Raw genomic sequence first — 20,536 nt, 5'->3', positions numbered from 1 at the left:
CGGCCACCGCACCGCCCTCGACCCCGTACGCCGCAAACCGCCGCCCTTTTTGGCCCAAGCCAACCGCACCGTCGACGGCACGCCTGCCTCCGACGCCCGACATACAGATCCGACCTCGAGATCCCTGGAGAAGAGAGAAGATGATGGACACGATCGTCGTCGGCGCGGGAATCGCCGGCATCACCGCAGCTCGACTGCTTCACGCCGCAGGACAACGTGTGGTCGTGCTTGAGGCGCGGGACCGTGTCGGTGGGCGGATCTGGACCGACCGCACAGCAGGGTTCTCCGTCGACCGCGGCGCCTCATGGATCCACGGCCTCACCGGCAACCCGCTCACGGAACTTGTCACCGCGCTCGAGATGGAGACACACGAGTTCACGGTCGGAAGCTTCCAGGCCGGCGGGCGGCCCATCGCCGACTACGACGAATCGCGGCGCCTGCTGGACGACGATGCAACGCGGCAGTGGACCATCGACGTCGACACGGCAGATGACCTTTTCCAGCGGACCGTCGCGGCGTCCGGCCCCGACGAGAGCTACGCCACCGCAGCCGAACGCGCCCTCGCCGCAACCGGCTGGGAACCCGAACGCGCCGAACGGGTCCGCGCGTTCTATCGGCATCGCACGGAGGAACAATGCGGCGCAGACATCGAACAGGTCGCCGCTCACGCCCTCGACGAGGACACCATCGAAGGCGACGAAGTGATCTTCCCGGGTGGCTACGACGCGCTTCCCCAGGCACTCGCGGAAGGCCTCGACGTGCGTTTGGGCATGACCGTGACCGCCATCACCAGGTCGGCTGCAGGGGTACGAGTCGACACGCAGGACGAGTCTTTCGAGGCCACCCACGTGATCGTCACAGTGCCGTTGGGCATACTCAAAGCAGGGGCGATCGAGTTCGCGCCCGCTCTGCCCGAAGCCGTTGCGGGACCGATCGCTCGACTCGGAATGGGCGTGTTCAACAAGGTCTTCCTTCAGTTTCCAGACCGGTTCTGGCAGGACGACGTCTACGCGATCCGGCAGCACGGCCGGGCCGGCGTCCCCTGGCATTCCTGGTACGACGTCTCCGCCGTAAGCAGCAAGCCGATGCTGCTGACCTTCGCCGGCGGCGCTTGGGGGCGGGAGATCGAGCAGAAGACCGATGAAGAGGTGGTCTCGTCGGTGCTCAGGTCCCTCCGCGAGATCTACGGCGACTCCGTCCCCGAGCCCGTGGCGCACTGGATCACACGCTGGGGCGTCGACCCTCTTGCCCTCGGCTCATACTCCTACGTCGCCGTCGGCTCCTCGCACGACGATCACGATGCGATGGCAGGACCCATCGACGGCGTTCTCCACTTCGCGGGAGAAGCAACCTGCGGGCGCGAACCAGCTACTGTCCACGGCGCGCTCCAATCAGGGCATCGCGCGGCCGAGCGGATCCTCGGCTCTCCGATCTCCCCGGCCGAGCTCACACGGGGCGTGATCCCTTCGAGGTGACGCAGCCAAATCCAGCCATCGCGTCGCGCAGCAGTTCGGGCAGGTGCCACTCACAGGCGAGAACCTGAGACGTCGCGGGGCCGGTGATCACGAACGCCGGGCGGCAGAAACTGAAAAAGGCCCAGCACGCGGATTGCGTACCGGACCCTTCTGCCAAACCGGCGGCGGGACCGGGGAATCCCACCCCCGCCCCGCCACTCTCGGCCTCATCCCCTCCCAACCGAAACGACGAGGCTAGACAGACAGTGATTCATCACGGATGTTCCAGACAGCCTTCACTCCCAACTGGTGCTCACATCCGGCACCTTCCCAGAGCTGTGTGAAGTCCTCAACTTCTTGCACGGAAGAAGTCTGCTCTGTCCGCCTACGTAGGACAGTCGGCTCGATACCCCCGAGCCGTTGCTGAAAGTCGGTCTGCAGTCGGTCCAATGTATTGAGAAAGTCCTTCAGATAAGGCAATTCCTGATGCACTCTTTCTTGTTGCAAGCTGCTCTCCTGGGGAGCGTTCAGGTGGGTACGCGTTGAAGTGGGTGCGCTGGGGTGCGCTGGGGGCACGGTCGGGCTGGTAGCGCAGGCACAGCTTCGATGGGCGCTGGTCTCGGCGAAAGGAAACGACGTATCTGCTGTCACGCCCTCACAACGATCTTCCTCCGTGCCAGAAACGAGGCATTCGAGTGACTTGCCGCAAATGTCCGTCGCCCTGACCGCAGCCAGGGCGGCCTCAAGTTCCCGGTAGGAGCGGACCGTCGGTGATGCCCCAGATCGAGATGGCGCGTTCGGGTGCGTCTCGGATCGCTCGGATGGTCTTGGCGATGCCGCTGCCAGCAGCCGCATTCTGCCGATGGCCAGCAACCTGCGGAACTCCATCCCGGAACCCAACCCACAAAACCTTCAAAACATAAGACGCACCAACAAGAAAGAAGGGGAGCGAGCCCGAGGGTTCTCTCGCTCAGTGGCTCCGGTCCCACGGGATCGGATACGAGACGGTCGGCCGGGGTCGCAGCCTGCCCCAGGTCCGGGAACTTCACCGGATACATGGCCGTCGACCCGGGCCTGGGCGCCCGCTTCCCCACGCCGCCTACGCTGCCGGAACCAGAGGTGCCGGCGAAGCCGACGGCCACCAGGGCGATGGCGACCAGGACACTCATCCCCCGCCGCGCGCCAGCCGCCCATCGCGAGTGCGCCCGGACCTTCGTGCCGTCCGCGCGGACATATCCCTTCACGTGCACCACTGGCCGCTCCCCGTCCAGACCCGGTACGCCCCTGCGCGCCCGGGACCCACTAGGGACGCACCCGCCACTGACAACACATCCGGAACTGTGGGGAGTTGTGGTTCTCAGGGACCCGATCCGGCCACGGCCTGAGCCCTCGCACCCGCCGCACCTGACCTCCCAAAAGCGCTTGCCCCATAACCATCGTCGCAGGTGAGGCTGCCGGTCCATTTTTCAGCCGTCGCCGACACAGCCCCCACCTCAGGTCAGAGGAGATTTCACACTGGTCGCGACGGGTGCACTGTCCTACTTGCGGTTCCCGTTGATGTTTCCGGTGCGGCCCGGTCCCGTGACGCAGAAGCGTCTTCCTCGCACGGCAACGGGCCATGCAACGGCGTCGAAGCACGGGGCATCCGTGTCGTCCTGTCCGTCTACCAGACGGTGGGCGGGTCCTGATCCCCGTTGAGCAGTTGGTCGAGTTCCGCGTCGGCCTGTCTCGACTGCGCCTCGCTACCGAACGGCATCATGGCGTGGCTGTACTCCAGGTAGAGCAGCAGCGCCTGGTGGTCGATGTGGATGCGGGCCTCGCCCTCCTCATTGCGGACTCGCAGCAGGACCGCGAGCGGCTTGCCCTGCTCGGCCACGGGCTCCACCGTGACGTCTCCTATGCCCGCTGTACCGGTGAGGCCGGCGGACAACAGGTCCCGCGAGATGACCCAGCAGGCACTGCCGCGGCCGGGCCGGGACACAATCAGGCCCACGACGAGCGGGTCATCGGTGGAGTACCTGAGCATGATGTCGCACCGCTCGCGTTCTCCGCCGGACAGGGCGACCAACCCCCGCGCGACGCCTTCGAGTTGACTGTCGCCGTCAGGACTCACCCTGCCCATCCTCTCCCCCGATGCAGCCGCACGCCGACAATCCGTGGGCCATCGCACGTACGTCTCGAAGACCGAACATAGCCATGCCGCCGGGCATGTACCCGACACCGCCCGGGTTGGGCGTCAACCCTTCGCAACGCATTCGGAAGAGCTCGCACACCAATCGGCTCACCATGCGGCGGTGAAACCGTTTCGTCGCCTCCCATGTCACTCCATCGCGACTCTTGCCGAGTCATGGATCTGTAAGGACTGGTGCAGGTTCGTGATGTGGAAGATCTGGAGGACATTCGGGTTCGTGATCACCAGCCTCAGATCACCGGCGTGAGTACGAATCCGCTTGCCGATGTGGACGAAGAGCCCCAGGCCCGTCGAGTCCATGAACGAAACCCCCACCAGGTCCACGATGAGGTGATACCGGCCCGCTTCGATACAGGCGCTGATGTACTCCCTGATCCGGGGCACGGTGGAGACATCGACCTCGCCGTGGACCTCGACGACGGTCCAGCCCTTCTCGTCACGGTGGCTGATGGCAAATTCGGGATGCATGGTCCGCCTAACGGCGATGCCCTGGAGAGAGGTTTCGGGTCGTGCCTGCCGCACACTCGTTCCGCATATGCACGAACGACTGGCCATGACCTCACCCCACCAGCACACCGTGTCCAAGGCCCCCCTCCGCGAAGGCGAGACATGCCAACCGCGTGCCGCTGCGGGCGCGGTGCTCATCGACCGTCCGATGCCGAACCGACTCGAGGCCTTCCGCGCCGAGGCCGCCGAACCTTCCGCTCGTTGTCGAGGACGGGAACTGCGCCTACCGCCGCGGACGCACTGCTGCACTTCCTCCTCAGGAATCGATCAGAGTGGAAGCGTTATGCCCAGCTCCCTCATCGCCGTGGAGAGCGGTCCCAGGACGCTTCTGGTTCTCGATGTACTCCTTGATGATCGACAGCGGGGCGCCCCCGCACGAGGCGGCAAAGTACGAGGGCGACCAGAAGCGGTCACCCCACAGGTACTTGTGGTTATGTCCGGGAAACTCCTGACGGAGCCTGCGGGCACAGACGCCCTTGAGGGAGCCGACCAGCCGGGACAGGGAGACCTTCGGCGACTTTCTGCATCTGCGTGCGCGCCGGACGGGCGCCGATCTGGTGGAAGACGAGCAGCACCGGCGGCATGGCCAGCGAGAACTTCCGCTGGGCTTGGGGGCGCTCCAGCGGGTGCGCCACATCGGCCGCTCCCGGCCGTCGGTGTCCTTCACGGTGCGCTGGTAGAACCGCATCTACTTGTCAAATTTCGCGGCGATCGTCGCCGCGTCCTCGTGGCAGTTGTCGGGCCTCGATGAACAACAGCGGCACCCCGTTCTCTGGGGCCACCACAGCGGCATGAGCCCGGGCGCTACCCACGCCCGGTTTCTTCCACGTCCCCGTTGCCGGGAGCGCGACCTCGGTCGCGTACGAGGCGATGGAGCCAATCCCGCCGGTGCGTCCACGACGGCCTGGGCCGCGGCGATTGTTCGGCCACCGTGTGGTCGCGGGCGGGAGGCCGTAGCCAGCGGGTGAGGGCGCGATCGAACTGCGGCGCTGAGGCGCTGGAGGAGCATCAGCGCCTGTCGGCCACGATCGTCACCGAGGGGGACATCTGGCGCGCGGCGTACGCGACGGGCATCCGCACCGCACTCGAACGCCAAAGGGCTGCGGCGCTGGATGCCGGCGCTGACCGGTCGCTGTCGACGTTTGTGCACGGCATGGCAATCCTGACGATTCCTCACGATTGAGGGAGACTTGTCCCGCCGGAGCCGTATGCCGCTGCGGCCGGTGCCGCGAGTCGGTGCCGTGGGACATCACGAAGGATCAACAACGATGGCAACTGGCCGCGTGAAGTGGTTCAACGCCGAAAAGGGATTCGGCTTCATCGAGCAGGACGGCGGCGGAAGTGACGTATTCGTGCACTACTCCGCAATCCAAGGCACCGGCTACAAGGAGCTGGCCGAGGGCGAGGCGGTCGAGTTCGAAGTCACTCAGGGCCAAAGGGGACCGCAGGCCGAGAACGTCAACCGGATCAGTTGATCACTTCCCCGACGGGTGCTGACGCGACGTAGGGCGCGTGCCCCGTCCACCCTCCCCGCCTCGCCCCGGACGCGATCCCTGGGCCGCGCTCTCTGCGGCCCGGCGCTCGGGGCAGGCGAGGAGACCAGAGCGGTGGCTGAGATGCCCAGAGTTGAGTGAGACGTCGGTCGTGCACTTCGTCTCAGAGAACTGTGGGCATCCTGACGTGGGGTGCGCAGGCAGCAGAGGGTCACTCGTAGAGGCGCGCGGCGCTCAAAGCCCGCGCCATGAATGTCCAGTCGCCGTCGGCCGGCAACTCATGGCCGTGGCTTGCGTACCAGCCTGGAGGGGAGCCAGCCAGCAGCGTTGGTGGGCCAGGAACTGGTGCTCTTGCTGGTGGCGCGGCTAGCCGGCGTTCGTCGGGGTCCAGGCGGTACGGCGCCCGGGGCGTCAGCCGTTGATGATGTCGGTGAACCGCTGGGTGTCGATGTTTCCTCCGGAGGCGATGATGCCGATCCGCCGGGGGCGGTTGTCGATGTGTCCAGCGAGGAGGGCGGCTAGTGCGGTGGCGCCGCTGGGTTCGAGGACGATCTTGAGCCGTTCGAAGGCGAAGCGCATGGCGCTGCGGATCTCGTCATCGCTGACGAGGGCGATGCCGTCCACGAGCTGCTGGTTGATGGCGAAGGTGATCTCGCCGGGGGTGGGCAGGGCCTGTCCGTCGGCGAGGGTCCGCGGGACGGGGATGGTGATGCGCTCACCGGCTTCCAGGGAGCGTTTGGTGTCGTCGCCGGTGTCGGGTTCGACACCGATGACGTGGATGCCGGGGTGCAGGGTCTTGGCGGTGATGGCGCTTCCGGCCATGAGGCCCCCGCCTCCGACTGGTGCGATGAGAGTGTCCAGTTCTCCGGCTTCCTCGAGGAGTTCGAGGGCTGCGGTGCCCTGGCCCGCGATGACGTGCGGGTGGTCGTAGGGAGGGATGAGTGCCAGGCCGCGTTCGGCGGCGAGTGCCTCGCCGAGCGCGGTGCGGTCCTGGGTGTAGCGGTCGTAGGTGACGACTTCCGCGCCGTAGCCGATGGTCGCCTCCTTCTTTGACTGGGGGGCGTCCTCGGGCATCAGGATGACGGCGCTGGTGCCCAGTTCCCGGGCGGCCAGTGCGGTGGCCTGGGCATGATTGCCGGAGGAGTAGGCGGCGATGCCCTTGGTCAGCTGTTCGGGGGGCAATTGCGCGGCGGCGTTGTAGGCACCGCGGAACTTGAACGCTCCGATGCGCTGGAAGTTCTCGCACTTGATGAACACCTGCGCGCCGACGAGGGCGTTGAGGGTGCGGGAGGTCAGCACGGGGGTGTGGTGGGCGATGCCGTTGAGGCGTGCAGCGGCGTCGCGGATGTCGTCGAAGGTCACGGGCAAGGCGGTGGTCATGGTGTGTCCTCGAGTGGGTTGGGGCTCAGGGGGCAGGTCAGGTGGCGGGGTGGAGAGTGGTCCTGCTGTTGGGTCACCAGCCGGTGATGCGTTGCCAGTTGGCCTGGATTGCGGGTGCGGAGTCCGTGGGCTGGGTGCTGTCGATGACGTGGTAGCCGCGGTGCTGGGCCGCGGTGGCGCAGGCGTGGTTGGGCAGGATGCGCAGCCGGGTGCCGACGGGGAGGTCGGGCAGGTCGGCTCCGTCACGGGCGGTGAGGGTGCCGTGCTCCTGGCTCGCCGCGCTCATGACCAGGTTCGGGATCGGGTTTCCGGCCAGGTCGAGGACGAGGCCGTAGCCCTGGTCGTGGGCCTGGCCGGCGGTTCCGCGGTCGCGGGACATGGCCATCCAGCCGCCGTCGGTGACGATCCAGCCGTATTCGGGGCGGTGACCGATGACGGTGACGACGACCGACAGGGCCAGGTCTTCCAGCTGACAGACGCCCAGGCCGGCCATGACGAGGTCGAAGAAGACGTAGTTGCCGGCGCGGAGTTCGGTGACGCCGGTGAGATCGTGTGCCGCGTGTGCGGTCGGTGTGGAGCCGACGCTGACCGTGTGGACGGGCAGCCCGGCGGCGCGCAGTCGCTCCGCCGCGGTGACCGCGGTGTCGCGTTCGTTTTTGGCTGCCAGGCGCTGGTCTTGCGGGGTGTAGGCGAAGTAGGACTCGCCCGCGTGGGTCAGCACGCCGTCGAGGCATCCGGCCTCGTGCAGGATGCGGCCGATGTCGGTGAGTCCGGGGGCGTCGGCCTTGAGGCCGCCGCGGTGGCCGTCGCAGTCGATCTCGATCTGCGTGGGGATGGCGACACCGGCTTCGCGTGCGGCCTCGGCGACGAGGGCGGCCTGTTCGCGACTGTCGAGCAGGATGCGCAGGGTGACGCCGCGGCGCAGCAGGGCGATGACTCGGGGCAGCTTGTGCGGGTCGATGCCGACGGCATAGGTGATGTCGGTGTAGCCGCCGTCGGCGAACGCCTCGGCCTCGGCCAGCGTGGAGGTGGTGACGGGACAGGGGGCGCCGCCGTGCATCAGGGCGGCGATGTCGAGGCTCTTGGCCGTCTTTACGTGCGGCCGCAGGGTGACGCCAAGCCGGTCGGCCCGGCTCGCCAGTCGTTCGATGTTGTGCAGGGACTTGTGCACGTCGACGACGGCGAACGGGGTGTCGGGGTCGGCCAGGGTCTTCGCGGCGGTAGGGGGCGGGTTGGTGTTCACAGGGCTACGTCCATTTTCTTGAGGAGGGCCAGGCCCAGGTAGAGGTTCTGCAGTCCGATCCCGGAGCTGTCGAAGACCGTGACGTCGTCGCCGCCGTCCCGCCCTGGGGTGCGAGCGGTGAGGATGTCGCCGAGCGCGGTGAGTACGGCGTCTGCCGGGGCGTGCTGGCTCTCGCCCATGCGGCGGGCCTGCTCCGGGAGGTCGCAGAAGAGGCTGGCGCTCGTGAGGAGTTCGGGCAGTAGTTCCCGCTTGCCGGGTGCGTCAGCGCCCATGCAGGAGATGTGGGTGCCGGGACGGACCCATGGGGCTTGGAGCAAGGGCGGCGTCTCGGCTTGGGCGGTGGTGGTGGCGGTGACGGTGACATCGGCCTGTGCGCAGGCTTCCTCGGCGTCCGCGGCCCGTGCGTCGTGCCCTTGTGCGGTCAGCAGGTCGGCCAGCTGCCCGGCGCGGGCCTTGTCCCGCCCTACGACCATCACTTGGTCGATGGGCCGGACACGGCTGACCGCGCGTACTTCATAGGCGGCCTGGTGTCCGGTACCGAAGACGGCCAGAGTGGCGGCGTCTTTGCGGGCGAGGAGGTCCACGGCCAGGGCATCGGCGTCCGGTAGGCGTTGGCGGCGCCGAGCTCCAGGAGGGCAGCGATCCGGCCGATGGTCTGGTCGAAGAGCAGCAGGGTGAAGTGGTGGCGGGGCAGACCCTGCTCGGGGTTGTCCGGCCAGTAGGTGCCGATCTTCACGCCCGCGTGGGTCGCGGAGGCGGACGGCTTGAGGGTGAAGCGATTCCGCGGGTCGGATCCATGCACCACCAGGCTGGGGAACACGGCGCCGTCCACCGTCGCGACAAACGCGGCGCGGGCCGCCTCACAGGCGAGAGACTCGTCCACCAGCGCGGCGGTCTGCTCCTCGGTGATGTACAGCAGACCGGGGGGTCCCGGCTTGCGGTCTGCGGGCTGCACAGGGTGTTCAGTCGAGGGCGGCAATGGCGTGCACCTCCACCGCGGACCCGTAGTGCAGCTCCTTGGCGCCGGCGACGGCTCGTGCGGGCCTGCTCGCGCCGAGCCAGTGCGTGTACAGCTGGTCGAAGGCCGGCCAGTCGCCTATGTCGGTCACGTAGACGGTGACCGAGAGCAGCCGCTCGCGGCTGGTGCCGGCCGTGGCCAGGCAGGCGTCGAGGTTGCTGAGTACCTGCCGTGCCTGGATGTCGAACGGCTCGTCGGCCAGGTGGGACCCGTCGGGCGCCACAGGCAGCTGGCCGGAGATGTAGGCCACGCCGCGGTGGGTGGTGATGTGCGAGTAGTGGCCCGCCGGCGGGGCCAGCTGTGCGCTGTCGAGTGTGGTGATCGAGGTGTTCTCAACTGCGGTCATCGTCTCGCCTTGCGTAAGTGTAGACACTGGCACGGGAGATGCCCAGGAGGTCGCCGATGGTCTGGGCGGCGTTGCGGGTGTCGAAGTAGCCGTCGTCGTGCAGGCGGCGCACGAGGTCCTTCTTCGCGTCCCGGGGCAGGGCCCGCGGGGTGGTGGAGCGCTCGGCGGCCGTGGTCTCGATGACTTCGCGCAGTTCCCGGCGGCTTCGGTCGCTCAGCTTCTCGAGCTGGGCATCCCGGTTCTCGGGATCGGTCGCGACCAAGTTCGACAGGGTCAGCGTGATGGGCGAGAGCGTGGAGATGTCCAGGTTCAGGCACAGCGCAGCGATGTACTGCCCGGCGGCGTTCTTGATCCCGATCGAGGTGCTCTTCGCGGGGCGTCCGTCGGGGAACTGGTTGGCGTAGTTCTGGATGACGCTGGGGTACTGCGGGTCCCGGATACGGGCCAGGCCCAGCTCCGTGGCGGACTCGCCCACCTGACGTCCCGACAGGTTGTTCTCGATGAAGCGGATGGCGTGGTCCGGATCTCGCAGATCGTGGAGCACGACCTCACAGATTCCGGGGAACATGCGGCCCAGCGCCTGAGCGATCTTCTCGGCCTCGGCCAAGAGGTGCTCGTCCTCCTGCACCCCGGACGCCGCCAGCCCGAGAAGCTGCGCGTCCCGGTCCTGCGTGTCATTCCGGCCGCTCGCGTGGCTCGTGTCGTCCGAGGTCATCGCCCGCCTCCGTTGCGTGGTGTCGTCACTGCGGCTCATTCCTTGCTTCCTGCGTCCGTTCAACGCTCTGCTCGGCACCCACGCCTGGCGAGGGCTCGCCTTCGCCGGGGTGCCGTCGTGCGTGAGGGCGGGAATCCAGAAACGCGTTGATTTTTCGTCTACCTCTATACAGACAATCTATCCATCTCTAGAGTTCCCGTCCAGCGCTTGGATCGATCAGCGTGTCCGACCAGGACGTAGGCAGAGCGATGCAAGCACCACGTTCACAGCCGGCGGGTTTACCCCCGCACCAACTCCACCAGCGGCCGGCTTCTCGAACCGTGCACCTCGGTGCGGACAGGACAACCGCCACCCAGCGGTCCAGCGGCACCGCACCGCTCACGCACCCCACGGCAAATCACCCGTCGCCATCGACTTCGGCCGACTACCAGCCGTACAGGCATCGGGCAGACCACCACATCGGGGCGCTCCCCCAGCCCCGCAGAACTCAATCCATCCGCAGGCACATCGTGACTGCTCCACCACCCCAGGGATCCGCCTGGCCGCAGACAGCCGGCGCCGGCCCCTGCGCTTTCACCTCACGCCCGGCCAGGCAGGAGACGCGCCCGCGTTCGACCAGGTCATGGCCAGCAATCGGGTGCCACGCCGAGTCGGCCAACCCAGGACCCGGCCCAACGTCGTGCTGGCGGACAAGGCCCATTCGTCCCGGGCCATCCGCGACCACCTTCGCCGACGCCGAATCCGCGCCGTCATCCCCGAACCTGCTGACCAGATCGCCAACCGCAAACGCAAGGGACGCAACAGTGGCCGACCACCCAGCTTTGACCGCGACGCCTACAAGCGGCGCAACACCGTCGAACGGTGCATCAACCCCTGTAGGAGACGTGGAACTTCCTCCCGATCAGCGTGGCCACCCGGGCCGCGGTCCACACCTGGTCCTCCACCCAGCCATGCGCAGCCGGTCCCTGCTCCAGATACGCGGCCAAGTTTCTCCAGGCAGCGCGGCGACAGGCGACAACGACTCCCGCCCGCACCACGTGAGGCCAGGGCCGCCGTCCCGCCCTCGCGCCACACCTCATGCCACTGGTAGGCCGACTTCCGGCTCACACGAAGCCGCCGCGAGACCTCCGGCGGCTTGATGCCCTGCTCGAACAACTCGGCCGCCTGCAACCGCACCGACTCCCGGCGCTGACGCCCCATCGCGGTCAGCCCGCCCCCATCCGCATACCTCACACACCACGGAATACAACCAACACACCACCCCCAGCGGGGACTTCGCGAAAGATCACCCTGACGAGCCGAAGTCAGTAGCGAACTTGCAGGTCATGCAAGGGATCCGTCACTGTGTGATGCCGAGTAGCGGCCGGTGCGGACCCTCTTGATCATTCCTCTCTCGGTCCAGCAGGCGAGTTGTCGATAGGTTCGGGCGGCCGGGCCCGGGGCATTGCCCGCAGCGCCACGTATGGCACCGGAACAGCAAGCACGATGAGGAGGGTTCCCGCGAACGGATGCGCCCCGGCCCAGTGGTCGAAGCGCACGAAGAGCAACAGGCCAGCGCAGAACACAGACCCGATCAGTGCGCGGGCGACCACCAGCACGCTCAGACGTTCGCTCCCGCCACGGGCGGTGGCGCGCAATCGGCCATGGGAGGCACACCTGTCACGCTGTCGGGCTCGCGTATCACCAGCGAATCTCCTCGTCCGCAAGTAGACGTCGTGGGAAGACAGGTGCTCCAGGAAGCCCCAACCATGATCGACTACTAGCGAGTGCACTTCCCCGCGTAAGACCGGGGCGTGAACACTTGTTCAGCGTCGACGCGACGTTCTGGTACGCGCCCAGCCACCGGCTCCCGCCAGATGGAGAGCCAGAGCGGTGAAGCCGAGGAGCATGACGTTCACGGACGAGAAGACGTCGTTCGTCGAGATGTCGGCGGCATTGATCAGGAATGCCAGGAAGAACAGCACGGCAGAGGCGATGGCAAACACGGGAACTCCTGTTCCTTGTCGTTGTCGCCCGTGTGCCCGCTTTCGTGTCCCGTACTGCTCCCCGGGTAGTCGCAACGTGAGCGGTGACTCGATGTGGCGGCTCTTGGCGAACGACACCTTGGAGGCGTCATGCCCGGCATTCTCGACCGGATCAAGCAGTACAGCCGCAGTCCGCAGGGCCGGCGGGCCATCGCGACGGCGCGCCGGACGTCCGCGGACCCCCGCAAGCAGGCTCAGGCTCGCGCGTGGCTCGACCGACTGCGGCGTCGCTGAGCGATGACGATGTCGCGCTTCGGGAACGGGCCGCTCCCAGTGTCCGAGTCGCCTGCGCTGCCGCGGCCCCGCGTGCGCCACCGCGAGGGTCTGGGTGCAGCCGGTCAGGTGTGGCCGTGCGCCATCGGTCTCCAGTCGGCCTCGTTCCTGGCATGGTGCGGCGGCCCGGCTCGGGGGCCGGCGTCGTCGCATCCCGGGTCGGCAAGCGCACGCACCCGGGCGGCCCTTGGCCACCCACCCGCCCCCTCGCCGAGGAGATGCCGGTGCCGACCACCAGCCGCTCGGTGCCACCAAGCAGGGCAGCGGTCTGGGTGAAGGGCTCCTTGCCTCCGGCTACGCATCGCCGTGGAACAGCGATACGTAGCCGAGGTCCTCGATCTCGCGGGCGCGTGCCATCACGTCGCTGATCGACCACCGGTCGCTCGTCCACCAGGCGTCGTCAGGAGAGCTGAAGTTGATATCGGCGTCATGCTTCGAGGGAGTCGGCGCCGGCGAGGGGGAACCGACGCCCCCAGAAAACGCGTTGAGGCGCACGGGGCAGCGGACACATCTGGCCGTACGACGTGTGCGGCGCCAGTGTCCGGGTACTTGGCGCCGCATGGAACCCGAACCTCGTCTGCGGCAGCACTCATTGGGCTGGAATCTGGTACGCGCCCTTGTCATGGCAGTTGGTTTCGTCTGCATGGTGGCGTTCGCCGTCGCGCTGGCGAAGGTCACACTCGTCCCGTCACCAGCGTCAGTACCGCTGACCCACACAAACCTGCACCCCGGCAGCTCGATTCGGCTGTACTTCGACCAGCCTGACTGGCGAGACACGATCAAGCAGGTCGGAGGAAATGTCGTTCTGGGAGTGCCGTTCGGATTTCTGTTGCCGGTGATCTTCCCACGCACACGGGGCTTCGTTCGAGTGGTGCTCATGACGGCGTTCGTGATGCTCACCGTAGAGATCGCTCAAGGACTGCTGGTCGCCGGCCGGGCCTTCGACATCGACGATGTGATCCTCAATGCGGCGGGCGCCTTCCTCGGGTATCTCGTCCTTGGCCGCAGGCTCGGCCGAGCGTTGCATCCGCGCCGTGTCCACTGGTGGCGCCCGCGCACCGAGTCAGCCGACGAGCCAGCTCGGGTCGCTGCCGTCAAGAAGAGCCGGGAACGCTGGATGTGGGCCTGGCGTAAAAGCGATGCTCGCCCCACTTCGGCCGCCAAAACAAACGCCAAGACAAAGACCAAGACAACGGCCAGGAAAAAAACTACTCCGAAGTCTCTCCGCAAGAGGATTCCCGCGTTGCTGCGGGCCAAGCGCCCCTGATTTTCTACGCTGCCTGCCGCGATAGGAGCATCCTTCCTGAGGCACTGGTGAAGCTTCTCTTGATTGCGGAGACCTGGAGGCTGGGAGGTGTGAGCCCGGAAGCGGCGCCAGGTGGGAAGCAATTACACGAAGCGGTACTCGGACGAGTTGAAGCGGGATGCGATTGCGTTCGTGGCCTCCTCGGGCGGAACGGTGACCTGCGTGGCGCGGAAACTCGGCATCAGCTCACAGAGTCTGCGGGGCTGAGCGAAGAGGGCGAACGGCACCGGACAGGCCGGCACGGGGGCATTGGTGACCGCCGGTAGGGGGCTAGGGGCGGCCGAGCGGGAGGAACTCAAGCGGCTGCACAAGATCACCGCCGACCAGGCCAAGACGATCGAGATCCTGAAAGAGGCGACGGCCTTCTTCGCGAAGGAGAGCGACCGGTGAGCGAAATATACCGGTTCATCCGTACGGAGAAGGCTCACTTCACCATCCTGCTGCTGTGCGCCGTCCTCGGCGTGGCCCGCTCCTCGTACTACGCACGGGAGGCGAGAGAGCAGGCCCGTTCCGTGCGCGAGCGGGAAGACCTCGCCCTGGTCCACGAGATCACAGTCATCATCCACGTCGCGTCGAAGAGTACGTACGGCGTCCCTCGCATCCACGCCCAACTGCGCCGCCAGGGCCGCCTGGTGAACCGCAAGCGCGTCGAGTGGCTGATGCGTGAACACGGCATCGCCGGGCACAGCCGCCGCGCCGGGCATCGCACCCTGACCCGTGCCGACCGCAGGGCCGCACCGGCCCCGAACCAGCTCACTGCGCTGGTGAAGACCGACTCAAACGGATGCAGTACCGCCCTGGCCTCATCGACGGCCTCGCCGCCAAGGTCGGCCTCGACTTCCAACCGCGGTAACCCCAACTGTCGAAGATCTCTAGCCGACGTATCGTACGGTCATTGCGGCGCGGGATACGATAGGAATCCGCCGCAGGATAATGTTCTGCATGTGGGCGCTAGAATTCCTCTCAAGGCTCTCTGTGGCCACACCGCGAGATTGCCGCACCATTGACTGCCTCGCGTGCCGTCTCTCCCTGACCGCTTAAGACGAATGGCGCTCACCGTGACACACTTTCAGGCCGTTGAGCGCGCTGTACGCACGGGCGCTCCTCATGAACTCCTCAGCACGGTGCGTGACGCGCTGATTGAGCACTTCGAGGCCACCGAAGTCGATCTGCTCGTGGCGGACTACGGTTCCACCGTCCTCCAGCCGGTGACCGCTCTTCCGCACACTGCTCAGCCCTTGGCAATAAAGGCCAGTCCGGAGGGCCGCGCTTTCATCAGCCAGGAGCCTTACGGCAAGTACATCGCTGAGGACGGGACGGTGGAGCTGCATCTGCCGGTGACCGTTCGCGGCGACAGGATCGGGATTCTGACCGTACGCCTTCCTGAACACAGATGCACCCCCCAGGCAGTTGACGAAATGACGGGGCTCGCCGAACTCCTGGGTCACGAGATCCTTGTGGCTGAGCGTGACACCGATCTCTATCTCCAGGCCCGCCGCCGCCAGCGACTTACCCTCGCCGCGGAGATGCAGTGGCAGCTCCTGCCCGCTCGTTCCTGTGCACGCCAGGAATACGCTATCGGGGGGCAGTTGGAGCCCGCCTACGACATCCATGGGGACAATTTCGACTGGGCCACTACGGCCGACACTCTCACTCTCACCGTCACCAACGGAATGGGTGAGGGAATCCATGCCTCTCTGCTGACGAATCTGGCTGTCAACGCTCTCCGTAATGCCCGCAGAGCCGGGATTGGCATCGCCGATCAGGCTGCACTCGCCGATCAGGCCATCTACGCCCAGTACCAGGGCACGCAATACGTATCGACCTTGCTTCTGTTCTTCGAAATCGCCACAGGACGTGGGCAGGTGGTGGACGCCGGATCGCCTCAGCTGTGGCGTCAACGCGACAAAATTGTGGAACGCGTCGTTTTCGAGGCACAGCAGCCGCTGGGGATGTTCGACGAGACCCTCTACGAGGCACAGGAGTTCCAAGCTCTGCCCGGAGACCGTCTGATCTTCGTCAGCGATGGAGTCTATGGCGCCACATCCGGAGCGGGGGAAGTCTATGAGGAGCGGGCGCTCGCACGAGCCATCCAAGCCGTCAGCTTCCTGCCCGCCGCCGCAGTCCCCCGGGCGGTACTGGAGGAGCTGAGGGCGTACCGCGACGCGGACCCCGACGATGACGCCCTGGTTGTCTGCCTTGACTGGTTCGGCCGCAGCTCAGCACAGTCGCACTGACGGTAGCCGACGCGAACCCGGACCTGCGCACCGCGTAGAGGCCTATCGACCCCTGAGGCGATCACGGGCATGTTCGCTGATCGTGCTGGCGACCGGGAAACGCGGAGAACCCCCGACAGAGTCGGGGCCAGGGCTTGATTTCAAGGCTCTGGTCAGTGATGGCCCTGCTCAGGATTCGCATGGTCTCGGCATTGGCGACGCGTAGGAGCAGTTCATGCCGCGGAGTGGGCGCCGGGTCTGTTGTCTTCCGCGTCGGTGGCGCTGAGCTGGGCGGTGAGCCCTGCGAGTCCTTTGGCCAATGCACGGCGTTCGGTGGAGGGCATGTTGTTGATGGCCTGGTGCAGCATGCTGTCGCGCTGCTCTCGGATGCGCTGCAGATGCCGTTTCCCTGCGGCGGTCAGTCGCAGGACGATCTCGCGGCCGCTGTCGGGGGATGGCATCCGTTCGAGGAAGCCGATGGCTTGCAGCCGGTCGCACATGCGGGTGACGGTCGGCGGTGCGGCGGCGAGCTGGTGGCACAACGTGCGCATCCGGATGCTGTCCTCGCGGTCGACGACGTACATCAGGCGCAGTTGGGATGCCGAGCCGGGCGCGGTGGCATCGGCGGTGGAGTTTCTGGCGTGCTCCCACATCACGTCAAGGAGTTCGGCGATTGAACTGGCTGACTGGGTCGCCTCGTGAACGATCCCGCTGGGGGCGGCGTCTGGTGCGGTCATCATTGCCCCGTCAGTGTGTGGTTCTGCCCGGTGAACGGCCGGGCAGTGGCTCAGGTGCCGGCGCCCGGCCGGGTGGGGCGGAGCGCCGTGTCCTCTTCTTCGTGCGTCGAGCGCTTTGCGGCGCCGACAGTGGGAGGTGCCGTGAGGTGGTCGAGGGTACCGGTGAGGTGCAGGAGTCGGTCCAGGTTCGCGGGCCGGTCCTCCAGGTGCAAACGTACCCCGACGGCGGCGGTGCGGCGGTTGATCATCAGCAGCGCGGACAGGCCCGTGGAGTCGATCACTCCGAGCCCTCCACAGTGCAGGTGCAGGTTTCTCAGTCCGGGCCGGGTGGAGAGCTGTGCGGTGGCCTCGTTCACGAGGTGGTCTGCGGTGTAGTGGTCGAGATCGCCGTCGAGTTCTATGCGGACTCGGTCCTCGGTGTCGACCCTGGTCAGGCGCAGGTGGTCAGGGGGCGGAGTGGTCATGCGGTGTTCCCGGCTTCAAAGGAGTGGTGGGTGGTGACAGCGCGCGTCGCGACGTGGAGGATCCGGGTGGCCCTCGGGAAGTCCTTGAGCTCCAGGGCAAGTAGGTCCAGGGCCGGCGGCAGACTTTGCGCGGGTACGCCCCGCGACGTGAGGACCTGCACGGTCCAGGCGATGAACCTGGTGAAGAGTTCCTCGTCATCGAGGTAGAGGGCGGTGGCAAGGAACTCGACGATGGACGCGAGGTCTTCCGCTGTGCGCTCGCGTTGCAGTTCGCTGTAGGTGCGCATGGACGGGAGCGCATCTTGCAGAGCGGTGAAGACCGTGCGTACCAGGGAGTCACTGTTGCGGGTGACCAGGGTGTACTCCTGGTCGGTCAGGTGGGGCAGGTCGTCGATCTGCTGGTGGTCGAGATGGGGGCGGGGCAGGGGACCGCGGGCGAGGTGGTCGGCGGCGGCGCGGGCGTCGGGGGCCCAGGCGTCGGCCCCGAGAAGTTTCGCGTACTGGCCCGCGGGTCCGAATGCGGCGCCGCCGACGAGGACGGGGACGCCGATGGCCTGGCATGCGGTGACGGCCGCGTGTGCGGTGGGCAGCCTCGTGGCGATCGAGCTGGAGAGGGCGACCGCGTCGGCGCCGGTGGTGTGGAGGTGGGTGATGAGGTGCGGGGTGGGGAGCTGGGCGCCGAGGAAGTCGATCTGCCAGCCGCGCAGTTTCAGGACCTCGGCCAGCAGACGGGGTGGCAGCGCATGCCATTCACCGTCGACGCAGGCCACTGTGATGCGGCCTCGGGTGACCGTCGTACGAACGGAGGGGTGGGCGCTGAGGGCGGTGATGGCCCTTTCGTTGATGGCGGTCGCGGCGTGCTCTTGGGCGACGCTGAGCCGGTTCGCCACCCATTCCTCGCCGACCTTGCCCTGGACCACTGCGATCACATCGAGCAGGACGCTCTCCGGGTCCTCCCCTTCGTCGAGGGCGCGCACCACCAGCCCGGTGGCGGAGTACTCGTCTCCTGCCGAGACGGTGTTCCACAGTTGGTCGGCCAGCTGCTCCAGGCGGTCGCTGCGCGGGAGGCGGGGCGGCGTGCTCGTGCTCATCCGGTGAACCTTCCCCGGGTGTGCCCGTTCACCGCACTCAGATGATGGGTGCGGGGCGCCGCGATCACGACGATGGCCATGTCGTCGTGATACCGGTTGCTGAGCCACTGGGCGGCCAGCATCTGCACATGCTCGACGATGCCTTCGGCGGGCATGCCCGCACATGCGGAAAGGGCGCGCTTGAGGCGCTCGTCGCCGAACAGGACGTTGCCCATCGGCCCGCCCTTGGCTTCGGTGATTCCGTCGGTGTACAAGACGCAGCACTCCCCTGGCTCGAGGGTGACGGCGGTGGTGCGGGCGGAGACGTCGGGGATGGCTCCGACCAGGGTGCCGCGGGTGTCGGCTTCTTCGACGGTGCCGTCCGCGCGGATGATCAGTGGCGTCGGGTGGCCGGCGCTGGTCAGCTTGAGGTCCACCTCGTTGCCCCGGCGCGCGGCGGAGGCCAGGACCAGGGTCGCGAACCGTGTGTGATGGGAGTTGAGGAGTGAGGTGTTCAGCAGGGAGAGCATGCGCTGGTGGTCGTCCGCCAGGGGCAGCAGGGCGTGCAGCGTGCTGCGGATCTTGCCCGTGAGGACGGCGGCTTCCAGACCCTTTCCGCAGACATCCCCGAGAGAGACGAAGGAGGCGTCGCCCTCGGTGGCGGGGTGTACGTCGTAGAAATCCCCGCCGATACGCTCGTGGTCCGCGGACGGCCGGTAGCCTCCGGCGAAGTCCACCCCGGAGATCTGGTGCAGGGTCGGGGGCATCAGCTCCCGCATCAGCACGTCGGTGATGGCGGTCTGCTCCGCGTAGAGGCGGGCGGCCGACATCGCGGCACCTGCGCGGGTGGCGAACAGCCGGGCGAAGACCTCCTCCTCGTCGCTGAAGGAGTCACTCTTCTCCTTGCGCAGCAGGACCAGAGCCCCGGCAGGGACACCGTGCCCGGGCAACGGGGTGATCACTATCGAGCCGACCGGCCCGAAGCTCTCGGGCACCAACCACTGCGGCGCCGTCAATGGATCGATCCACCGGGAGGGCACCGGCGGAAATCCACGCAACGCCTCACCGAGACCTGGCACCTCGTCCGGATCCACCGACTGGTGCGAAAGCTCGGGCACGCCGCCCCGCACGCAAGTGACCACCGGCAGCCGGTGCGCACGGGACGGCGCGATCGCGAGCGCCGCATCCGCGAGGCTCTCCGCAGCCATCTGCGAGGTCACATCCATGCAGCGCCCCAGATTGAGAGTGGAGAGCAGGGCGCTGGACGCCTTGGCGAGGAACGCGGTCCGCTCCCGTTCCATGTGCAGGGCGTCCCGGACGAGTTGGTGATCGGTGTCATCGACAAGCCACCAGGCCACCGTGCCGTCATCCCGCACACTGGGGTGCGCCTCGAAACGGCGCCCGCCGATCATGCCGGAAAGCGGTGTATCCGTCTCCGTCGCGGAGTTACGGCCAGTGAGCTGCAGGGTGCGGTGCTTCGCGGCGAGCCAGGCCGGGGCTACCTCAGCGAGAGGTGTCCCGGGCGTCGCTTCCGGCAGGAGTCCGGCAGCCGCGTCGTTGCGCTGTAGGAGGGTGCCATCGATGTCAGCGACCAGGACCGGGTAGGGAGCCGTGCCCCACGGGAAGTCAGATCCCGGCTCTGCGGCGATTTGCGCTCGGGTGTGATCCAAATATGTAGGATCCGCCGTGCGGATCCCTCACCTCATCGACTCGACGGAAACGTTGCTCGAAGGCAACGATCCCTCACGTCGTCACTCTCTGGCAACCAGCTACCTCCTCGTGACCGACTCGGCACAGAATGCGAAAGCGAGACGCGCTCGCAGAGCAGACTCAGGAAGCCGTGACGATTCGCACCGACATCAACCCGCCACCACCCGATCCCGGGCTTGGTGGCCGACCAGACTCTGTCGGGCCCCGCTTGCCCGAACGCCGCTTCAGTCAGCCGCCACAGAGTCATCCCCACCAGCGATATGCCGGGCAGCCACAGCAGAACCGCGCCAAAAGGCTTCTCAGCGATCTCGGCGATGGCACCACCCCTGTCTGCCTGCTCACCACCTCCGTCCGAGAAGGCGACCCGGGGCGAGAGCACGCCAATGAGT

General features: G+C 67.0%; 21 protein-coding genes and 5 pseudogenes. 10 read left to right on the top strand and 16 right to left on the bottom strand.

What is annotated here, in order from left to right; translation table 11 throughout:
• Nucleotides 1-140 precede the first annotated feature (140 nt).
• A complete protein-coding gene (locus tag OG758_RS46295; RefSeq protein WP_326715416.1) occupies nt 141-1,475 on the top strand; it encodes a flavin monoamine oxidase family protein in 1,335 nt (444 codons plus the stop codon).
• Between the two features lie 1,642 nt (nt 1,476-3,117).
• Here OG758_RS46295 and OG758_RS46290 read toward each other — a convergent pair.
• The 3 genes and pseudogenes from OG758_RS46290 to tnpA form a co-directional block, all read right to left on the bottom strand.
• Complete coding sequence (locus OG758_RS46290) at nt 3,118-3,567, bottom strand: SsgA family sporulation/cell division regulator (RefSeq protein ID WP_326715415.1); 450 nt, start codon at nt 3,565-3,567, stop codon at nt 3,118-3,120.
• Between the two features lie 207 nt (nt 3,568-3,774).
• Nucleotides 3,775-4,113 (bottom strand): STAS domain-containing protein, encoded by a 339-nt coding sequence (locus OG758_RS46285; RefSeq protein WP_326715414.1) that lies wholly within the window; start codon nt 4,111-4,113, stop codon nt 3,775-3,777.
• 295 nt (nt 4,114-4,408) lie between these two features.
• Nucleotides 4,409-4,666: pseudogene (gene tnpA / locus OG758_RS46280) on the bottom strand (IS200/IS605 family transposase); the annotation flags it as partial.
• Nucleotides 4,667-5,116: 450 nt separating this feature from the next.
• Between tnpA and OG758_RS46275 the strand changes: the two are divergent.
• Nucleotides 5,117-5,335, top strand: coding sequence for a hypothetical protein (locus OG758_RS46275; RefSeq protein WP_326715413.1), 219 nt, complete (start codon nt 5,117-5,119; stop codon nt 5,333-5,335).
• 85 nt (nt 5,336-5,420) lie between these two features.
• The gene (locus OG758_RS46270; RefSeq protein ID WP_326715412.1) at nt 5,421-5,627 is read left to right on the top strand and encodes a cold-shock protein; all 207 of its coding nucleotides are present in this window, start codon (nt 5,421-5,423) and stop codon (nt 5,625-5,627) included.
• Nucleotides 5,628-6,056: 429 nt separating this feature from the next.
• Here OG758_RS46270 and OG758_RS46265 read toward each other — a convergent pair whose 3' ends face one another.
• From OG758_RS46265 to OG758_RS46245, 5 genes and pseudogenes are all read right to left on the bottom strand, one after another.
• Nucleotides 6,057-7,025, bottom strand: coding sequence for a threo-3-hydroxy-L-aspartate ammonia-lyase (locus OG758_RS46265; RefSeq protein WP_326715411.1), 969 nt, complete (start codon nt 7,023-7,025; stop codon nt 6,057-6,059).
• Nucleotides 7,026-7,098: 73 nt separating this feature from the next.
• A complete protein-coding gene (locus tag OG758_RS46260; protein WP_326715410.1) occupies nt 7,099-8,268 on the bottom strand; it encodes a DSD1 family PLP-dependent enzyme in 1,170 nt (389 codons plus the stop codon).
• Nucleotides 8,265-9,073 (bottom strand): annotated as a pseudogene (locus OG758_RS46255) (ornithine cyclodeaminase family protein). The gene OG758_RS46260 and the pseudogene OG758_RS46255 overlap by 4 nt, the downstream one beginning before the upstream one ends.
• Nucleotides 9,074-9,230: 157 nt before the next feature.
• A complete protein-coding gene (locus OG758_RS46250; protein WP_326715409.1) occupies nt 9,231-9,632 on the bottom strand; it encodes a RidA family protein in 402 nt (133 codons plus the stop codon).
• Nucleotides 9,619-10,347 (bottom strand): helix-turn-helix transcriptional regulator, encoded by a 729-nt coding sequence (locus OG758_RS46245; RefSeq protein ID WP_326715408.1) that lies wholly within the window; start codon nt 10,345-10,347, stop codon nt 9,619-9,621. Before OG758_RS46245 ends, OG758_RS46250 begins: the two co-directional genes overlap by 14 nt.
• On the opposite strand from OG758_RS46245, the pseudogene OG758_RS49255 reads away from it, so the two are divergent.
• Nucleotides 10,304-11,200 (top strand): annotated as a pseudogene (locus tag OG758_RS49255) (transposase); the annotation flags it as partial. The gene OG758_RS46245 and the pseudogene OG758_RS49255 sit on opposite strands and share 44 nt — an antisense overlap.
• 22 nt (nt 11,201-11,222) lie before the next feature.
• Here the strand turns inward: OG758_RS49255 and OG758_RS46235 are convergent.
• Both OG758_RS46235 and OG758_RS46230 read right to left on the bottom strand, forming a co-directional pair.
• Nucleotides 11,223-11,580, bottom strand: a pseudogene (locus OG758_RS46235) (helix-turn-helix domain-containing protein); the annotation flags it as partial.
• Between the two features lie 572 nt (nt 11,581-12,152).
• On the bottom strand, nt 12,153-12,332 hold the full coding sequence (locus OG758_RS46230) for a hypothetical protein (RefSeq protein ID WP_326715407.1): 180 nt from the start codon (nt 12,330-12,332) through the stop codon (nt 12,153-12,155).
• 129 nt (nt 12,333-12,461) lie between these two features.
• On the opposite strand from OG758_RS46230, the gene OG758_RS46225 reads away from it, so the two are divergent.
• Nucleotides 12,462-12,605, top strand: a complete 144-nt coding sequence (locus tag OG758_RS46225) for a hypothetical protein (protein ID WP_326715406.1) — start codon at nt 12,462-12,464, stop codon at nt 12,603-12,605.
• Between the two features lie 333 nt (nt 12,606-12,938).
• Here the strand turns inward: OG758_RS46225 and OG758_RS46220 are convergent, their stop codons facing one another.
• Nucleotides 12,939-13,139: a hypothetical protein gene (locus OG758_RS46220; protein WP_326715405.1), complete on the bottom strand. Its 201-nt coding sequence runs from the start codon at nt 13,137-13,139 to the stop codon at nt 12,939-12,941.
• Nucleotides 13,140-13,203: 64 nt separating this feature from the next.
• Here OG758_RS46220 and OG758_RS46215 point away from each other — a divergent pair, with 64 nt between their 5' ends.
• The 5 genes and pseudogenes from OG758_RS46215 (at nt 13,204) to OG758_RS46200 (ending at nt 16,187) form a co-directional block, all read left to right on the top strand.
• Nucleotides 13,204-13,911 carry a VanZ family protein gene (locus OG758_RS46215; protein WP_442810396.1) on the top strand — a complete coding sequence of 236 codons (708 nt, stop codon included), beginning with the start codon at nt 13,204-13,206 and terminating at the stop codon, nt 13,909-13,911.
• A gap of 111 nt (nt 13,912-14,022) precedes the next feature.
• Nucleotides 14,023-14,157, top strand: a complete 135-nt coding sequence (locus OG758_RS49250) for a transposase (RefSeq protein WP_442810395.1) — start codon at nt 14,023-14,025, stop codon at nt 14,155-14,157.
• Between the two features lie 45 nt (nt 14,158-14,202).
• Nucleotides 14,203-14,340: a hypothetical protein gene (locus tag OG758_RS46210; RefSeq protein WP_326715404.1), complete on the top strand. Its 138-nt coding sequence runs from the start codon at nt 14,203-14,205 to the stop codon at nt 14,338-14,340.
• Nucleotides 14,337-14,636 (top strand): annotated as a pseudogene (locus OG758_RS49245) (IS3 family transposase); the annotation flags it as partial. The gene OG758_RS46210 and the pseudogene OG758_RS49245, both read left to right, overlap by 4 nt.
• Nucleotides 14,637-14,996: 360 nt before the next feature.
• Nucleotides 14,997-16,187 carry a PP2C family protein-serine/threonine phosphatase gene (locus tag OG758_RS46200; RefSeq protein ID WP_326715402.1) on the top strand — a complete coding sequence of 397 codons (1,191 nt, stop codon included), beginning with the start codon at nt 14,997-14,999 and terminating at the stop codon, nt 16,185-16,187.
• A 212-nt stretch (nt 16,188-16,399) separates the two neighbouring features.
• Here OG758_RS46200 and OG758_RS46195 read toward each other — a convergent pair whose 3' ends face one another.
• The 5 genes from OG758_RS46195 to OG758_RS46175 all read right to left on the bottom strand — a co-directional run bounded on the left by OG758_RS46195 (nt 16,400) and on the right by OG758_RS46175 (nt 20,526).
• Complete coding sequence (locus tag OG758_RS46195; RefSeq protein WP_326716258.1) at nt 16,400-16,903, bottom strand: MarR family winged helix-turn-helix transcriptional regulator; 504 nt, start codon at nt 16,901-16,903, stop codon at nt 16,400-16,402.
• A gap of 50 nt (nt 16,904-16,953) precedes the next feature.
• Nucleotides 16,954-17,367 carry an STAS domain-containing protein gene (locus OG758_RS46190; RefSeq protein ID WP_326715401.1) on the bottom strand — a complete coding sequence of 138 codons (414 nt, stop codon included), beginning with the start codon at nt 17,365-17,367 and terminating at the stop codon, nt 16,954-16,956.
• Nucleotides 17,364-18,458: a cobalamin B12-binding domain-containing protein gene (locus tag OG758_RS46185; RefSeq protein WP_326715400.1), complete on the bottom strand. Its 1,095-nt coding sequence runs from the start codon at nt 18,456-18,458 to the stop codon at nt 17,364-17,366. Before OG758_RS46185 ends, OG758_RS46190 begins: the two co-directional genes overlap by 4 nt.
• The gene (locus OG758_RS46180; protein ID WP_326716257.1) at nt 18,455-20,032 is read right to left on the bottom strand and encodes a PP2C family protein-serine/threonine phosphatase; all 1,578 of its coding nucleotides are present in this window, start codon (nt 20,030-20,032) and stop codon (nt 18,455-18,457) included. Before OG758_RS46180 ends, OG758_RS46185 begins: the two co-directional genes overlap by 4 nt.
• Nucleotides 20,033-20,139: 107 nt before the next feature.
• A complete protein-coding gene (locus tag OG758_RS46175; protein WP_326715399.1) occupies nt 20,140-20,526 on the bottom strand; it encodes a DUF1206 domain-containing protein in 387 nt (128 codons plus the stop codon).
• Nucleotides 20,527-20,536: the final 10 nt, after the last annotated feature.

This window comes from Streptomyces sp. NBC_01474, from assembly GCF_035918215.1.
GTDB lineage: Bacteria > Actinomycetota > Actinomycetes > Streptomycetales > Streptomycetaceae > Streptomyces > Streptomyces aureus.
The sequence above is the reverse complement of the archived record's forward strand: the minus strand, read 5'-3'. Positions and strand labels throughout refer to the sequence as shown.

Excerpts from the sequence above, each read along its gene's own strand:
- OG758_RS46295 (WP_326715416.1), top strand. The coding sequence starts at position 141 with ATGATGGACACGATCGTCGTCGGCGCGGGAATCGCCGGCATCACCGCA.
- OG758_RS46200 (WP_326715402.1), top strand. The coding sequence starts at position 14,997 with ATGGCGCTCACCGTGACACACTTTCAGGCCGTTGAGCGCGCTGTACGC.
- OG758_RS46270 (WP_326715412.1), top strand. The coding sequence starts at position 5,421 with ATGGCAACTGGCCGCGTGAAGTGGTTCAACGCCGAAAAGGGATTCGGC.
- OG758_RS46185 (WP_326715400.1), bottom strand. The coding sequence starts at position 18,458 with ATGAGCACGAGCACGCCGCCCCGCCTCCCGCGCAGCGACCGCCTGGAG.
- OG758_RS46215 (WP_442810396.1), top strand. The coding sequence starts at position 13,204 with ATGGAACCCGAACCTCGTCTGCGGCAGCACTCATTGGGCTGGAATCTG.
- OG758_RS46190 (WP_326715401.1), bottom strand. The coding sequence starts at position 17,367 with ATGACCACTCCGCCCCCTGACCACCTGCGCCTGACCAGGGTCGACACC.
- OG758_RS46250 (WP_326715409.1), bottom strand. The coding sequence starts at position 9,632 with ATGACCGCAGTTGAGAACACCTCGATCACCACACTCGACAGCGCACAG.
- OG758_RS46245 (WP_326715408.1), bottom strand. The coding sequence starts at position 10,347 with ATGACCTCGGACGACACGAGCCACGCGAGCGGCCGGAATGACACGCAG.
- OG758_RS46265 (WP_326715411.1), bottom strand. The coding sequence starts at position 7,025 with ATGACCACCGCCTTGCCCGTGACCTTCGACGACATCCGCGACGCCGCT.
- OG758_RS46285 (WP_326715414.1), bottom strand. The coding sequence starts at position 4,113 with ATGCATCCCGAATTTGCCATCAGCCACCGTGACGAGAAGGGCTGGACC.
- OG758_RS46225 (WP_326715406.1), top strand. The coding sequence starts at position 12,462 with ATGCCCGGCATTCTCGACCGGATCAAGCAGTACAGCCGCAGTCCGCAG.
- OG758_RS46195 (WP_326716258.1), bottom strand. The coding sequence starts at position 16,903 with ATGACCGCACCAGACGCCGCCCCCAGCGGGATCGTTCACGAGGCGACC.